Source organism: Streptomyces verrucosisporus (assembly GCF_017114865.1).
Taxonomy (GTDB): domain Bacteria; phylum Actinomycetota; class Actinomycetes; order Streptomycetales; family Streptomycetaceae; genus Streptomyces; species Streptomyces fenghuangensis.
Genome location: NZ_JADEYH010000001.1, coordinates 145488 through 158148, shown reverse-complemented (window position 1 = coordinate 158148; position 12661 = coordinate 145488). Strand labels below are relative to the sequence as shown.

The following is a 12661-nucleotide window of genomic DNA, read 5'->3' as shown; positions in this document are numbered from 1 at the left end:
ATTAATACCATTCCGTGAAGCCTGCTGCTCTGCTAAACGTGTCGGCATGCTTGCGAAGAGCAACACCCCGAACCCGTCCACCGTTCTCGGCCGCCAACTCGGAGACGAGTTGCGGCGGCTGCGGGAAGCGGCAGGACTGACGACCGTCCAGGCCGCCGAGGCCCTCGACTGCACCAAGGGCAAGATCAGCCGAATCGAGAACGGCCGGGTGGCGGTCCGGCTCCCGGACCTGACCGCCATGCTGCATGCCTACGGGGTATCGGACCCCGACCTTCGCGAGCGACTGGCCGCACTGGCACGCAAGGCCAACCGCCGCCGCAGGCAGGGGTGGTGGAACCAGTACAGCTCCGTTCTCGCGGACACCTACCGCGACTACATCGCGATGGAGACCATGGCGGACTCCATCCGCACCTTCCAGGCGCAGCTCGTTCCGGGACTGCTCCAGACACCCGGGTACATCCGGGCCGTGACGGTGGCTTCGCAGCAGTGGCAGAAGGCGGAGGAGATCGAGAAGTTCGCGCAGGTGCGCCTCGCACGCCAGGAGAGGCTGACCGGCGAGTCCCCGCTGCGCCTCTGGTCCGTCATCTCGGAGGCCGTGCTTCTCCAGCAGGTCGGAGGTCCGGACGTCATGAGGGCTCAGCTGCAGCACCTCCTGGACGCCTCCGAGCATCCCAACGTGACTGTCCAAGTACTGCCGTTCTCCCGCGGAGCCCATGCGAGTATGTTCGGCCCGTACGTAGTGCTGGGTTTCCCCGAGGAGGGGGCGCTTGACGTGGTGCTGGCGGACAACCCGACCGGCTCCATGTGGCTTGAGCGTGAGGCGGAGGTCGCCCGATACCGGGATCTGTTCGACGCCGCACGCACATCGGCGCTCTCTCCGGTGGAGTCCCGTTCCGTCATCCACCGCAGGGCCAAGGAGCACAGAGCATGAAGAGCACACGCCACAGCACCCCGGACCTGTCGGTCGCGACGTGGCGCAGCAGTACACACAGCGGCGGCAACAATGAGTGCGTCGAGGTGGCGGACGACGTACCCGGCATAGTCCCCGTCCGCGACAGCAAGCGCCCCGCCGGCCCCGTCCTCGGCGTCAGCCCGGACGCCTGGGCCGCCTTCCTCGACCACCTGCGCTGACCCGCGCCCCGGCGGTCCTCCCGGGCGGCGCCCCGCCCGGGAGGACCGGCACACCGGCCGCGCCGGCTCCGCCCTCCCGCGAAAGCGCGTCCCGCTCTCCTCACAACGGCCGCTGTCAGTGGCCGCTGCGATGATCGCCGCACACCGCGACACGAGGAGATCACCGTGGGAACCTGGGACATCGGCCCCTTCGAGAACGATGCGGCAGCGGACTTCGCCGGCACCCTGGACAAGACGGCCCCGGACGAACGCGATGGTCTCGTCCGTGCGACGCTCGGCCGCGTCGCGCGGACCCGCGACTACCTCGACGGCTCCGAGGGCGCGGAGGCCGTCGCGGCCGCCGCTCTCGTCGCGGCGCGGTGTCCGGGCGGTGAGCCGGTCGGCACGGGCTACGGGCCCAGGCAGGCCCTTCCCGCCTTCGCCGACGACCTCCGTCCGCTCGCCGTCGAAGCGCTCGACCGGGTGGTCGCCGGGGAGTCCGAGCTGGCCGAACTCTGGGACGAGACCAGCCATGGCCCGGGGTGGCGGCAGGGCATCGGCCGCCTCCGCGCCGTCCTCGCGCCCGAGTCCGGCTCCGGGGAAGAAGCACCGCCCGACGCCTGACCGGTGACCCGGCACCGGGGGATCGCGGAACCCGGGCCGGAACCGGGGGGCACCGCCGGGCGCTTCGTCACGGCGGGTCCCGCGTCCGCCCGCCGCCTGTCGGACTTGCCGCCCTGTGCGCCTTCGACGGCAACCCCGGCCCCGGTGTGCTCCGGGAGCGGTGGGAGCTGTTCGCGGCCGGGGCCCCCGGCGGACTGGCCGGGCTGGGCGAGGTGGCGGAAGTGCGCCAGGCCGGGGACGGGCGGAAGCGGCTGGTATACCTGCGCCGCACCTGCTGCCTTCACCACACCTCCACCGAGGCGGTGCGCTGCGCGAGCTGCTGCCTGACCGGCCGCGAGGAACGGCTGCGCGCGTACGCGAAGCGCGCCTGACCCCACCCGGCAGGGCAGGCGCGGGACTCCGTAGAACCGGACTTACGGGCGTCACGGGAACTCATCGGCCGTGGGCTTCGTGTGCCGCGATGCCGGCACACCACAGTGCCACCAGGTAGCACCACGTGGCACACCCGGCGTACCCTGGACCGTATGACCGCACAGCCCGAGATCACCCAGCGCGACCTGCGCAGCAGGTCCAAAGAGATCATGGACGCCGTCCAGGCCGGACAGTCGTTCACCGTCACCCGCGACGGCCACGAGGTCGGCGAGTTGGTCCCACTGCGGCGACGCAGGCGATTCGTCCCCCGGGCGGAGTTCGCGGCGATGTCCCGCACCGCTCCCGGCGTCTCCCTGGACGCCTTCCGCGCGGACCAGGACCGCACGGCCGAGCAGGAGGCGGACGACCCCTATGCCCGCTGAGCACCGTCAGGGCCTGATCGACACCAACATCATGATCCTGCGCAGATGGGTGAACCCTGAGGAGTTGCCCGCAGAGATGGCGATCAGCGGTATCACCCTGGCAGAGCTGTCCGCCGGCCCTCACGAGGTACGGCGGAACGAGGAGCAGAGCGACTACGACGAGCATGCCGAGCGCGCCAGGAGACTCGACGTGCTCCAGCGGGCGGAGAACGAGTTCGACCCCATCCCGTTCGGCGTGGAAGCGGCTCGCGCCTACGGCCGGGTCTGCGCCGCCGTGATCTCCGTCGGCCGCAAGCCCAGGCGTCGCATGGCCGACCTGATGATCGCCTCCGTGGCGGTGGCCGAGAACCTGCCGCTCTTCACCACCAACCCCGACGATTTCAAAGGACTGGATGACCTCCTCACCGTGGTTCCCGTGACCCGCCCGGTGGTGCCGCACGAGCGGTGAGTCCCAGCCCCGGCAAGGCCGTTGGCGTCGGCACCGGCCCACCGCGCCACGGAGGACTGCCGCTCATGAACCGTGAACGCCGCACGCCAACACGAGGAGATCGCCAGGGGAACGCGCCGCCGGGGTCGGGGGCGCCGCCGTGCGCTTCGTCACGGCGGGTCCCGCGTCCGTCCGCCGCCTGACAGACTTGACGTGACCATCCCGGGCGGCGACGGACAGGAAACCGGTGAGAGCCCGGTACGGTCCCGCCACTGTGACCGGCGCCCCGGCGGGGCGCCGGGAGTCAGACACTGACGCGCCGCCTTCCGCTTCGGCCAGGGGACGAGGACATCCCCGGAGAGGCAAGGCCATGACCGTATCCCGTGCCGTCCACCGGCGGCCCGTCGTGAGCGGGCCGTCATGAGCGGGCCGTGGAAGCCCGCGCCGTACGGGCCCCGCTGGCACGTCACCGTGGGCGGGCCGCCCGCCGCCGAGGCCGAGGAGTGGCTGGCCGCGTCCGCGCTCTCCGACCCGCGAAGCGGGGAACTCGGCAGGCTGATCGGTTGCGAGTACCGCGGCAGCGGCCACCGCACCGAGCACGCCGCGGCGCTGACGGTGATGGCGGTCTACGCGGGCCGGGTCACGGCCGCCGCCGTGCTGCACTGGGCCCTGACCGGCCAGGTGCCGGACATGACTGCGGGCAACGTCCTCCTCCGGCCATCGGGCCACGGCATCGCGGGCGTACGGGTGCGCGAGGCGCGGCTGTGCGCGGCCCGCCCCGGGGAGGACTCGGCGGCGCTGCTGCGCCGCACCGTCCTGGAGGAGCACCTGCTGCCCGTCGCCGACGCCCTGCACCGGCGCACCCGGGCCGGGCTGCGGCAGTTGCGCGGCGGTGTGGCCCACGGCTGCGCCACCGCCCTGTGCGCCTTCGACGGCGACCCCGGTGTGCTCCGGAGACGGTGGGAACTGTTCGCCGCCGGGGCCCCCGGCGGACTGGCCGGGCTGGGCGAGGTGGCGGAAGTGCGCCGGGCCGGGGACGGGCGGGAGCGGCTGGTGTACCTGCGCCGCACCTGCTGCCTCTACTACACCTCCGCCGAGGCGGTGCGCTGCGCGAGTTGCTGCCTGACCGGCCGCGAGGAGCGGCTGCGCGCGTACGCGGAGCGCGACCGCACGGCCTGACGGGGGCGGACGCGCTGAGCCTGGCATCTACCGTCCGGCGCCGGAAACGGAAGCCTGCCCGGACGTCAGTCCCATGCGCTGAAGAGCGCTCCTCCCAGTGTCGAGATGCCGTAGAAGCGGACTTCCCGCCACTGGCCCTGGTCCAGGACCGAGGTGTCGACGTCGGAAAGCGGAAGGGTGAGCTGCGCGTGGTCGAGCACCGCGAACCCCGGATCGGTGAAGGCACGGGCCCACGGTGGCGGTTCGAGGAACTCGTCCCTGTACCAGTCGCGGCGTTCCCGGGCGAACGCGATCCAGGGGTGGTGGGCGTGGCACAGGATGACGTGTTCGCCCGTGCCCCCGACGACCGTCGCGGTGTGGAACGTACGGGGGTACGCCTGCTCCTCGATCTCGCCCACCCGGCCTCCGGCCTCCCGGGCGGCCGTGTACAGCGCCGCCCGGAACGTCCGCCGGTCGGTTTCCGGCAGCGGCCCGTCCTTCGGCCGGAAGAAGCCCGTGGCGCCTCGCGGCAGCGCGAACGCTGCTTCCCTGTCTGCGGCCATGCGGCTCATTCTGCCGGGGAGCGGCCCCGCCGGCCTCCCACCCGCGCTCCGGGCCGCCGCGTTGTGCGGTTCGCCGAGGCTTCGGGAGGAACGCCCGGCTCGCCGGAGTGTCGCCCGCCCGGTGCCCGGCTGGGCCGGGCATCCGGCGCGTTTTCGCCACCCGTTCCACTCTCCTGTGCTCGTGCCGTTTTCCCGGCGGCGGTCCTCGACGATGGCCGTCCAGCGGGCCCGGACCCGCTCCCGGCCGTCCAGCCAGCGCGCCTGGGGCAGGCCGGGTGGGGGCTCCTCCCCCGTCATGAGGTGGGACAGCTCCGCCAGGTACGCGAACTCCTCGCCGCGTACGCACTCTCCCAGCCGAGCGCGCGCCTCGGCCAGCAGTTCGGGCGAGCCGAGGACCGCCGCGTGCAGGCATGCGGCGAACCGGGCGTATGCAGCCGAGGAGGTCAGTCCGGCCTCGTGTGCCTGCGCGGCGGTCTCCCCCGCCCGCCGCGGCAGGTCGGGGGCGACGCCCGCGTCCCGTACGAGGGCGGCGATGCGGGTCTGGATCTCCGCCCACCGAATCGACACCCCTTCCAGCATCTCCTCGGCGCGGGCGATCTGCTCGGCCGCGCGGGGACGGTCCTGGAAGGCGGCGGCGAAAGCCAGGCATGCCTGGGAGAGCGCGGCCTCGCCCGGCTGGCCGAGCCGCAGCGCCTCGTCGCGTCCCGCCGCGTACGAGGAGCAGGCCAGGGCGGTGTTTCCCTGGGTCCACCACAGATCGCCCAGGACCCGGTCGCGGCGGCCCTCCGCTCCAAGGGTCTCGGCGGCCTCCCGCACCTGGGGGAAGCGGCCCACTCGGCGGGCCAGGTGCACCAGGCCGCGTGCGGCGGTGGGGGCGAGCCGCCCTCCGGAGTCGGCAACCTGCCTCATCCCCTCCAGGGAGCGGTCGAAGTTCCCCAGGTCCCGGTCGCACTCGGCCAGGAAGTACCTGGGCAGTTCGAGCAGCGACTCGGGCAGCCGCCCGGAGTCCAGCACCGTGCGCAGCCGCTCGGCGGTCAGGCCTCGGTGCTGCCTCTGGCGCCGGGCGATGGCGGACAGTGCCATGGCCAGTGCCTCGGCCGCGCTCCCGATCGCGTCCGGGTCCGGGTCCGCTGCGGCCTCCGGGGAGCCGGGGATCTCGACGGGCTCCCAGACGAAGTCGTCGACGTAGCGGAAGGCCGCGTCCGTCAGCCACCCCAGGTCCAGGCCGTGGTCGCGCGCCAGGCGCATGCCCTGCCGCAGTGCTGCCACCAGGCGGGTGCGGTCTCCTACCGCCTCGCGGCCCAGGGCGTCGAAGGTGCGCTGTGCGGCCCGCCGCCAGTCAGTCGTGCTCCAGCGGTCCTCGCTGGTGGAGTCGGCCTCCCGGACCGCTTCCCGGACCAGTTCGTGAATCCGGTACGGCCAGGGTGCGCCCGGATCGCTGTCCACGAACGGGCGCTCGACCAGTTCCAGCGCGGGGGCGTCGTGGTCGAGTCCGGCGGCGGTCGAGGCCAACTCCACCGAGAAGGAGTCCAGCAGGCTCACCGCGCGCAGTACGTGCCGCACGCTCGGGCTCAGATCGCGGAAGGTCCGCGCGACCAGGGCTGGGAAGTCGAGGTTGAACTCGCTCGGCTGCGGTGCCCGCCCGTACCGTCGGTACAGGTCGAGGAAGCGCATCACCGCGAGGTCTAAATACAGCGGCAGACCGTGGGAGTTGGCGGTCACCAGATGCCGGGTCCGCTCGTCCATCAGCGGGCGGCCGTCAACGGTGAGCCGTTCGCACAGGTACGTCTCGCAGTCCTCCGCCGACAGATAGCCCACGGTGTGCTGGCGCGGCTCCTCGCTCGCGCCGCCCGCGAGCTGGGGCCAGAAATGTTTTCCCGCCCAGTCGAGTTGGCCTTCGAGTTTCGGATCGTCCCACTGGAGCCGGTTGCGGCCGGTGACGACGAACAGCGTGTTGGGCATCAGCCACACCATGCGCTGGATCAGTCGCTCCAGATCGCGGTGGACGCGGTCGCCGACGTCCTCGAAGGTGTCCAGCAGGACCACCAGTGTCGCCCGGTGCTTTTCCGGCACCCTGCTCAGGTCCCACGCCAGCAGGTGGGCGTAGTAGCTGAGCGCCTCCAGGTCCGCGTCGGCCTCCAGCAGATCGGCCAGCCGCCGGCACTCGGCCAGCGACCTCACCTGGTGCCGGCGTTCCCGCAGCGCCCGTACCAGTGAGCGCGCCCCTTGGCCGACCAGCGCGCCCGCCGTACCGGGCAGCGCCACCGCCTGCGCCACGTCGGCCAGGGCCGACTGCATCTGCCCCGACATCGTCCGCGTGCCGGGGAAGCGGCTGAACCAGGTGCGGCGCCGCAGGTACTCATCCAGCGGTTCGCCAGGGTGGTTGCGCTCCCAGTAGCGCTGGAAGGCGATGTCGAACGTCGGCATGGGCTGTCCGAGTTCTGCGGCGGCCAGCCGGAGCGCCAGCATCAGCGACTCGAAGTCCCCGCCCGAGTCCCGGGACAGGTCCACCCGGACCGGCACCACCCGGCCCGCCTCCGGGCCGAGCGCGGGCCAGTCGCCCCGGCCTCCCTCGCCGTCTGCCAGGTGCTCGGTGATGCCGCGCGACAGCGTGGATTTGCCGATACCGCCCACCCCGTAGAAGACGAGGACGTTACGGCGCGGGGACTCCAGGTCCTCCACGTCGAACCCGGGCTCCCGTACCCGCCGGGTGTGCCGTATCAGGCTCTCCGCCACCGTGTCCCACTCATCCCGCCGGTCGGCGAAGAAGTCGACCGCCTTCACCTCATGGTCGTTGGACCGGAACAACGCCCGCAGATCCGACCGAGACACTCGGACACCCCCGACTCGAATGGTTTCTGGTCACCCAAGCGCATCAGGGCGCTGACCGCCAGTCAAGCCGGGGTCACTCTCCGGGCATGGCCGGTGTTGCCGTGGACGTTCCCCGCCGCCCGCACGGCCCTGCGCCCCCGCCCCCGGGGCCGCCGGGGGGCCGTCCCTCACCACCAGTAGGTGGGGTAGCGGCCGGCGGCGCGCAGTCTGCCGGTGGCGGTGCCGACGGCGACCAGGAGCGCTGAGGCGGCGGCCAGCAGGGTGAGGAAGGCCACCGGGGCGGGCGACTGGGCCACGACGATCACGGCGGTGGCGGCGGCGGGCGAGTGGGGTGTGCGGGCCAGCGTCATCACGCCGAGCGCGAGACCGCCCGCGATCCCGGCCCCCCACGCGGAGCTTCCCGCCACCGCCAGGACGGCGAACCCGGTGAGCGCGGAAAGCAGTTGCCCGCCGACGACGCTGCGCGGCTGGGCCAGGGGCAGGGCGGGGGCGCCGAAGACCAGGGCGGAGCTGGCCGCGAGCGGGGGGATCAGCCAGACCTGGTCCAGCCAGGCGCCGACGGCCACCAGCAGGACGAGCCCGGTGACCGAGCCGGCGGTGGCCGCGGCGACGGTGAGTACGGGCGGGCGCGCGGGAGCCCGGCTGCTCAGCCGCCCGGAGGTGTCGGCCGACGCCGGCGGCGGGGCCTGCCGCGAGGCCGGTGCCGGTGTGGTGCGCAGGGGTGGTTCTGCCGTCACAAAGACCTCCGGGCGCCCGCCGTTTGTTAATGGGTCAACTCGCACATCATCCATTAGGTGAGGAGCATGGCATCATCGTCGGCGAGAGGGCAACCCGGTTCGGCGAGGGGGCGGTTGAGACGGAGAGCGGGACGAAGCCCCGGCCACCGCTGAGCGGAGAGCCACTGGCGCTGGAGCTGGTGAACACCACGTTCGTCCACGGCGGGCTGCGCGGCGGCCCGGTGGACGCGCTGACCACCCCGGCCGAACTGGACCTGTGGCTGGAGGAGCACGCGGAGGCGTTCCCCCGGGAACCGGTCCGGCGGGCGGACGCCCCGGCGACGGCTTCCCATCTGGCGGGCTTCCGGCGGTTGCGCGAGGCGCTGAGGGAGCTGAGCCGCGCCTGCGTCGCACAGGAGCCCTACGGCGGACGGCCGGTCGCGGTGGTGAACCGGGCCGCGAGGCTGGCCGTGAGCTGGCCCGAGATCGGGGACGGGAGCGAAAGCGGGGCGGCGGACGGCCCGGTGGTGCGCTGGGCCGAGCCCGACCCCCTCATGGTCCTGCTGGGCTCGGTGGCAGTCTCCGGTGTGGAGCTACTGACGGGCCCCGGGCGGCGCGACGTGCGCGCCTGCGCGGCCCCGGGCTGCGTCCTGTACTTCGTCAAGTCCCACCGGCGCCGGGAGTGGTGCACTCCGGCCTGCGGCAACCGGGTGCGGGTGGCGCGCCACAACAGGCAGCGGCGGTCCTGATCGGCCGGCCGCTAACGGCCCTCGCGGCGACGGGCGCGCGCGTAGTGGCGTGAGGCCTTGGCGCGGTTGCCGCAGCCGGACATGGAGCACCAGCGGCGGGTGCCGTTGCGGGAGACGTCGTAGAAGTGCAGGACGCACCCGTCGTTGGCGCACGCCCGGACGCGGTCGGGGGCGGCGCCCACCAGACGCAGGTAGTCGTCGGCGGCCAGCCAGGCCGCCAGCCAGGCCGGATCGTCGGTCTCGGCCCGCTCGGCCGGGCCTTCGGGGCCCAGGCTGCGCAGGACGCGCCCGCGCGCCAGGACGGCGTTGAGCCCTTCCCGGGCGCACCCGTCGCCGGGGTCGGCGACGACGGCCTGGAGCGCCTCGCGGGCCCTGAGGGTCGCCGTCAGGGCGGCCGGTGTGGCGCCGGTCCTCTCCAGCAGGCCGTGGCCGGCCAGCCACACGCCGAATCCGTCGAGGTCCTCCAGCAGATCGTGCCGGGTGCCGCCGTCGATCCACCGGGTGTTGAGCAGGTCCAGGCTGAGCGGTTCGCCCAGGAGGGGCCTGGGGTCGGGGCCGGGCGCCCTGGACGGAGGACCGGTGTCTCCCGCGTCGTCACCCATACGAGCTCCTTCCGTCAGCCGTTCACCATCCCAGCCTAACCGGCTATCACCACATAAGAGGTTGCCTCCCATTCGACCTAACCCTTAAAGTCACATTCAACGGTTAGTCCGGGATGGCCCCGGACGCCGGCTGGAGGTGTTCCGTCATGTCCGCTACCGCCGCCCCCGCCGCCCTGCAGACCGGGCACATCGGTCTGAACGTCACCGACCTGGACCGTTCGCTGGACTTCTACCGCGAGGTCTTCGGCTTCGAGGTGCAGGCGGAGAGCCGCGAGCCCGGCCGCGCCTTCGCCTTCCTCGGCCGCGAGGGCCGCCTGATGGTGACCCTGTGGCAGCAGGGCGAGGGCGGGTTCGCCACCGGCCGGCCCGGCCTGCACCACCTGTCCTTCCAGGTGGAGACGGTCGAGGAGGTGCGCGCGGCCGAGGAGGTGCTGCGCGGTCTGGGCGCCGCCTTCGCCTACGAGGGCGTCGTCCCCCACGGCGAGGGCGCCGCCTCGGGAGGGATCTTCTTCACCGACCCCGACGGCATCCGGCTGGAGATCTACGCCCTGACCGGTGCCGACACCGCCGCGGCCCCCGTCGCCTCCGCCCCCACCTGCGGCTTCTTCTGATCCGCCATCACACGGCCGGGCGGCAGCCGCCCGGCCGTGCGGCCCGCGACCGACACCGCCGCACGTCCCGAGGAGCAGCCACCATGACCACCGCGACCGGCCCGTACCACCGCGGCGAGCGCGAGGCCCAGGAACGCGCGGGCCTGCGCCGGAAGGCCGAGATCTCCGGGCGCGCGATTCGCGACACCGTGCCGCCCGTGGCGGCCGCTTTCCTCGCCGAGCAGCGCCTGCTGGTCGCCGGGGCCGCCGACGAGCGCGGGGACGTGTGGGCCACCGTGCTCACCGGCCCCGCGGGGTTCCTGCGCGCACCGGACGAGCGCAGCCTGTCCGTCGCGGCCCGCCCGGCCCCGGCCGATCCCCTGGCGTCGGCCCTGGAGCGCCCGGCCCGTCTGGGTATGCTCGCCATCGACACCGCCACCCGGCGGCGGATGCGGATGAACGGCACGGCGCACCCGCAGGGCGGCGGGCTGCTCGTCGATCTCGACCAGGTGGTGGCCAACTGCCCCAAGTACATCCAGAAGCGCACCCCTCCGGGGCCCGGTCCGGGTACGCCGTCGGCGCCGCTCGCCGCACGGCCGGCCCGGGTCCGCCGTGGCGACCGCCTCGACGACGGGCAGCGGCGCCTCGTCGCCGGCGCCGACACCTTCTTCGTCGCCACCGCCGACGAGCACGGCCGCGCCGACGCCTCCCACCGGGGCGGCAACCCGGGCTTCCTCCAGGTTCTTACGCCCACCCGGCTGCGCTGGCCGGACTACACGGGCAACGCGATGCTCCTGACCCTGGGGAACCTGCTGGTCAATCCCAGGGCGGGCCTGGTGGTGCCCGACTACGCGACCGGCGCCACCCTCCACCTCACCGGCACCGCGGAGATCACCTGGGGCGCGGGGGCCGCCGGGGGCCCCGGGGACGCGGAGACCGGGCGCGCGGTTGAGTTCACCGTCACCGGTGTCGTCGAGCTGCCCGGCACCGTGCCCGCCGGGTGGAGCCCGCCCGAGTTCTCACGCTTCAACCCTCCCGCTCCCGCGGGCGGTCCGGCAAGCTCCCGGTGACGTCTCGTCAGGCCCTTACGCTCCCCCGCCCGCGCTTCGGGCGGCACAGCGCGGCGAAGCAGGCGATGGAGATGAGCGCGCACACCAGCTGCACCACCGCCATCGGCACGGCCGTGTCCTCGCCCGCGACGCCCACCAGCGGGGAGGCGATCGCGCCGACGAGGAACTGGGAGGTGCCCAGCAGGGCGGAGGCGGAGCCCGCGGCGTGCGGGGTGCGCATCAGGCCCTGGGAGTTGGCGTTGGGCAGTACCAGCGCCATGGCGGACATCAGCACGAACAGGCCGACGGACACGGGCAGGAGCCCGGCCTTCCCCAGCAGGCCGGAGGTCATCACCAGCAGGGCGGCGGCCGAGAGCGCGATCACGCCCAGGCCGACGGCGATGACGCGGTCCAGGCAGACGCGGCCGACCAGGATCTTGCCGTTGAGCTGGCCGAAGGCCACCAGGCCGATGGAGTTGACCATGAACAGCAGGCTGAAGGTCTGCGGCGAGGCGCCGTAGATCTCCTGGATGACGAACGGTGATGCCGCCACGTACGCGAACAGGGCCGCGAAGCCGAAGCTGCCCACCAGCAGGTAGCCGGTGAAGGCCCGGTCGGCGAAGAGGCCGCGCATGGTGCGCAGGGCGTCGGCCACTCCGCCGCCGTGCCGCCGCGCCGGCGGCAGGGTCTCCGGCAGCCGCCAGGCGGTGACAAGGGTGAGGACGAGGCCGAAGGCGGCGAGCACGAGGAAGACGCCGCGCCAGTCGGTGAACCGCAGCACCTGCCCGCCGAAGACGGGCGCCAGGACGGGGGCGGCGCCGGCGATCAGCATCAGGGTGGAGAAGAAGCGGGCCATGGCCAGCCCGTCGTACAGGTCGCGCACGACCGCCCGGGCGATCACGATGCCCGCCGCCCCCGCCAGGCCCTGCAGCAGACGGAAGGCGGTAAGGGAGTGGATGCCCGGCGCCAGCGCGCAGGCGGCGCTGGCCAGGACGTAGCCGGCCATGCCCGCCAGCAGCGGGCGGCGGCGGCCGAAGCGGTCGCTCATCGGGCCGATGACGAGCTGGCCGACGGCCAGGCCCAGCAGGCAGGCGGTGAGGGTGAGCTGGACCTGGGCGGCCGGGCTGCCGTAGGCGGTGCCGACGTCGGGCAGCGCCGGGAGGTACATGTCCATCGACAGCGCGGGAAGGGCGGTGAGGCCGCCGAGGATGAGGGTGATCAGCAGCCCGGCGCGGGCGGGGCCGGCGGGCGGGGCCTGCTGGGCCCGGCCCGCTCTCCGCCCGGACTTCGGGGGGCCGGACTTCAGCGGTCCGGATCCACGGGCGCCGGGGGCCGGGGGCGCGGGGAGCTGCTGGGGTATCTCGGTTTCGGCGGCGGCCGGGGACGGGCCGGGGTCGGTCATTCACCTCTCCAGATTCGACGGAACCGTCCAATCATCCCAGGTTTC

The 12661-nt window shown here is 73.5% G+C and carries 14 protein-coding genes and 1 riboswitch; of the genes, 10 read left to right on the top strand and 4 right to left on the bottom strand.

What is annotated here, in order from left to right:
• Positions 1-46: 46 nt before the first annotated feature.
• The 7 genes from IQ279_RS00810 to IQ279_RS00780 all read left to right on the top strand — a co-directional run bounded on the left by IQ279_RS00810 (position 47) and on the right by IQ279_RS00780 (position 4134).
• Complete coding sequence (locus IQ279_RS00810; protein ID WP_206346289.1) at positions 47-931, top strand: helix-turn-helix domain-containing protein; 885 nt, start codon at positions 47-49, stop codon at positions 929-931.
• Complete coding sequence (locus IQ279_RS00805) at positions 928-1131, top strand: DUF397 domain-containing protein (protein WP_206346288.1); 204 nt, start codon at positions 928-930, stop codon at positions 1129-1131. Before IQ279_RS00810 ends, IQ279_RS00805 begins: the two co-directional genes overlap by 4 nt.
• Positions 1132-1296: 165 nt before the next feature.
• Positions 1297-1734, top strand: a complete 438-nt coding sequence (locus IQ279_RS00800) for a DUF4259 domain-containing protein (protein ID WP_206346287.1) — start codon at positions 1297-1299, stop codon at positions 1732-1734.
• A gap of 146 nt (positions 1735-1880) precedes the next feature.
• Positions 1881-2105: a hypothetical protein gene (locus tag IQ279_RS00795; RefSeq protein ID WP_206346694.1), complete on the top strand. Its 225-nt coding sequence runs from the start codon at positions 1881-1883 to the stop codon at positions 2103-2105.
• Positions 2106-2258: 153 nt separating this feature from the next.
• The gene (locus IQ279_RS00790) at positions 2259-2528 is read left to right on the top strand and encodes a type II toxin-antitoxin system prevent-host-death family antitoxin (RefSeq protein ID WP_206346286.1); all 270 of its coding nucleotides are present in this window, start codon (positions 2259-2261) and stop codon (positions 2526-2528) included.
• Positions 2518-2976, top strand: a complete 459-nt coding sequence (locus IQ279_RS00785) for a type II toxin-antitoxin system VapC family toxin (RefSeq protein ID WP_206346285.1) — start codon at positions 2518-2520, stop codon at positions 2974-2976. The genes IQ279_RS00790 and IQ279_RS00785 overlap by 11 nt, the downstream gene beginning before the upstream one ends.
• A gap of 216 nt (positions 2977-3192) precedes the next feature.
• A riboswitch (cobalamin riboswitch) is annotated at positions 3193-3269 on the top strand.
• Positions 3270-3375: 106 nt separating this feature from the next.
• Positions 3376-4134, top strand: a complete 759-nt coding sequence (locus IQ279_RS00780; protein ID WP_206346284.1) for a (2Fe-2S)-binding protein — start codon at positions 3376-3378, stop codon at positions 4132-4134.
• A gap of 65 nt (positions 4135-4199) precedes the next feature.
• On the opposite strand, the gene IQ279_RS27670 is transcribed toward IQ279_RS00780, so the two are convergent.
• Positions 4200-7460, bottom strand: coding sequence for a winged helix-turn-helix domain-containing protein (locus IQ279_RS27670; RefSeq protein WP_307791972.1), 3261 nt, complete (start codon positions 7458-7460; stop codon positions 4200-4202).
• A 215-nt stretch (positions 7461-7675) separates the two neighbouring features.
• Complete coding sequence (locus IQ279_RS00770; RefSeq protein ID WP_372445053.1) at positions 7676-8245, bottom strand: HPP family protein; 570 nt, start codon at positions 8243-8245, stop codon at positions 7676-7678.
• Positions 8246-8274: 29 nt separating this feature from the next.
• On the opposite strand from IQ279_RS00770, the gene IQ279_RS00765 reads away from it, so the two are divergent.
• Entirely contained in the window at positions 8275-8973 is a 699-nt protein-coding gene (locus IQ279_RS00765; protein WP_206346282.1) for a CGNR zinc finger domain-containing protein, read from the top strand.
• Positions 8974-8984: 11 nt separating this feature from the next.
• On the opposite strand, the gene IQ279_RS00760 is transcribed toward IQ279_RS00765, so the two are convergent.
• A complete protein-coding gene (locus IQ279_RS00760; RefSeq protein ID WP_206346281.1) occupies positions 8985-9575 on the bottom strand; it encodes a CGNR zinc finger domain-containing protein in 591 nt (196 codons plus the stop codon).
• Between the two features lie 146 nt (positions 9576-9721).
• On the opposite strand from IQ279_RS00760, the gene IQ279_RS00755 reads away from it, so the two are divergent.
• On the top strand, positions 9722-10186 hold the full coding sequence (locus IQ279_RS00755; protein WP_206346280.1) for a VOC family protein: 465 nt from the start codon (positions 9722-9724) through the stop codon (positions 10184-10186).
• A gap of 83 nt (positions 10187-10269) precedes the next feature.
• Positions 10270-11235: a pyridoxamine 5'-phosphate oxidase family protein gene (locus IQ279_RS00750; protein WP_206346279.1), complete on the top strand. Its 966-nt coding sequence runs from the start codon at positions 10270-10272 to the stop codon at positions 11233-11235.
• Between the two features lie 7 nt (positions 11236-11242).
• Here the strand turns inward: IQ279_RS00750 and IQ279_RS00745 are convergent, their stop codons facing one another.
• Positions 11243-12616: a multidrug effflux MFS transporter gene (locus IQ279_RS00745; RefSeq protein WP_206346278.1), complete on the bottom strand. Its 1374-nt coding sequence runs from the start codon at positions 12614-12616 to the stop codon at positions 11243-11245.
• Positions 12617-12661 lie beyond the last annotated feature (45 nt).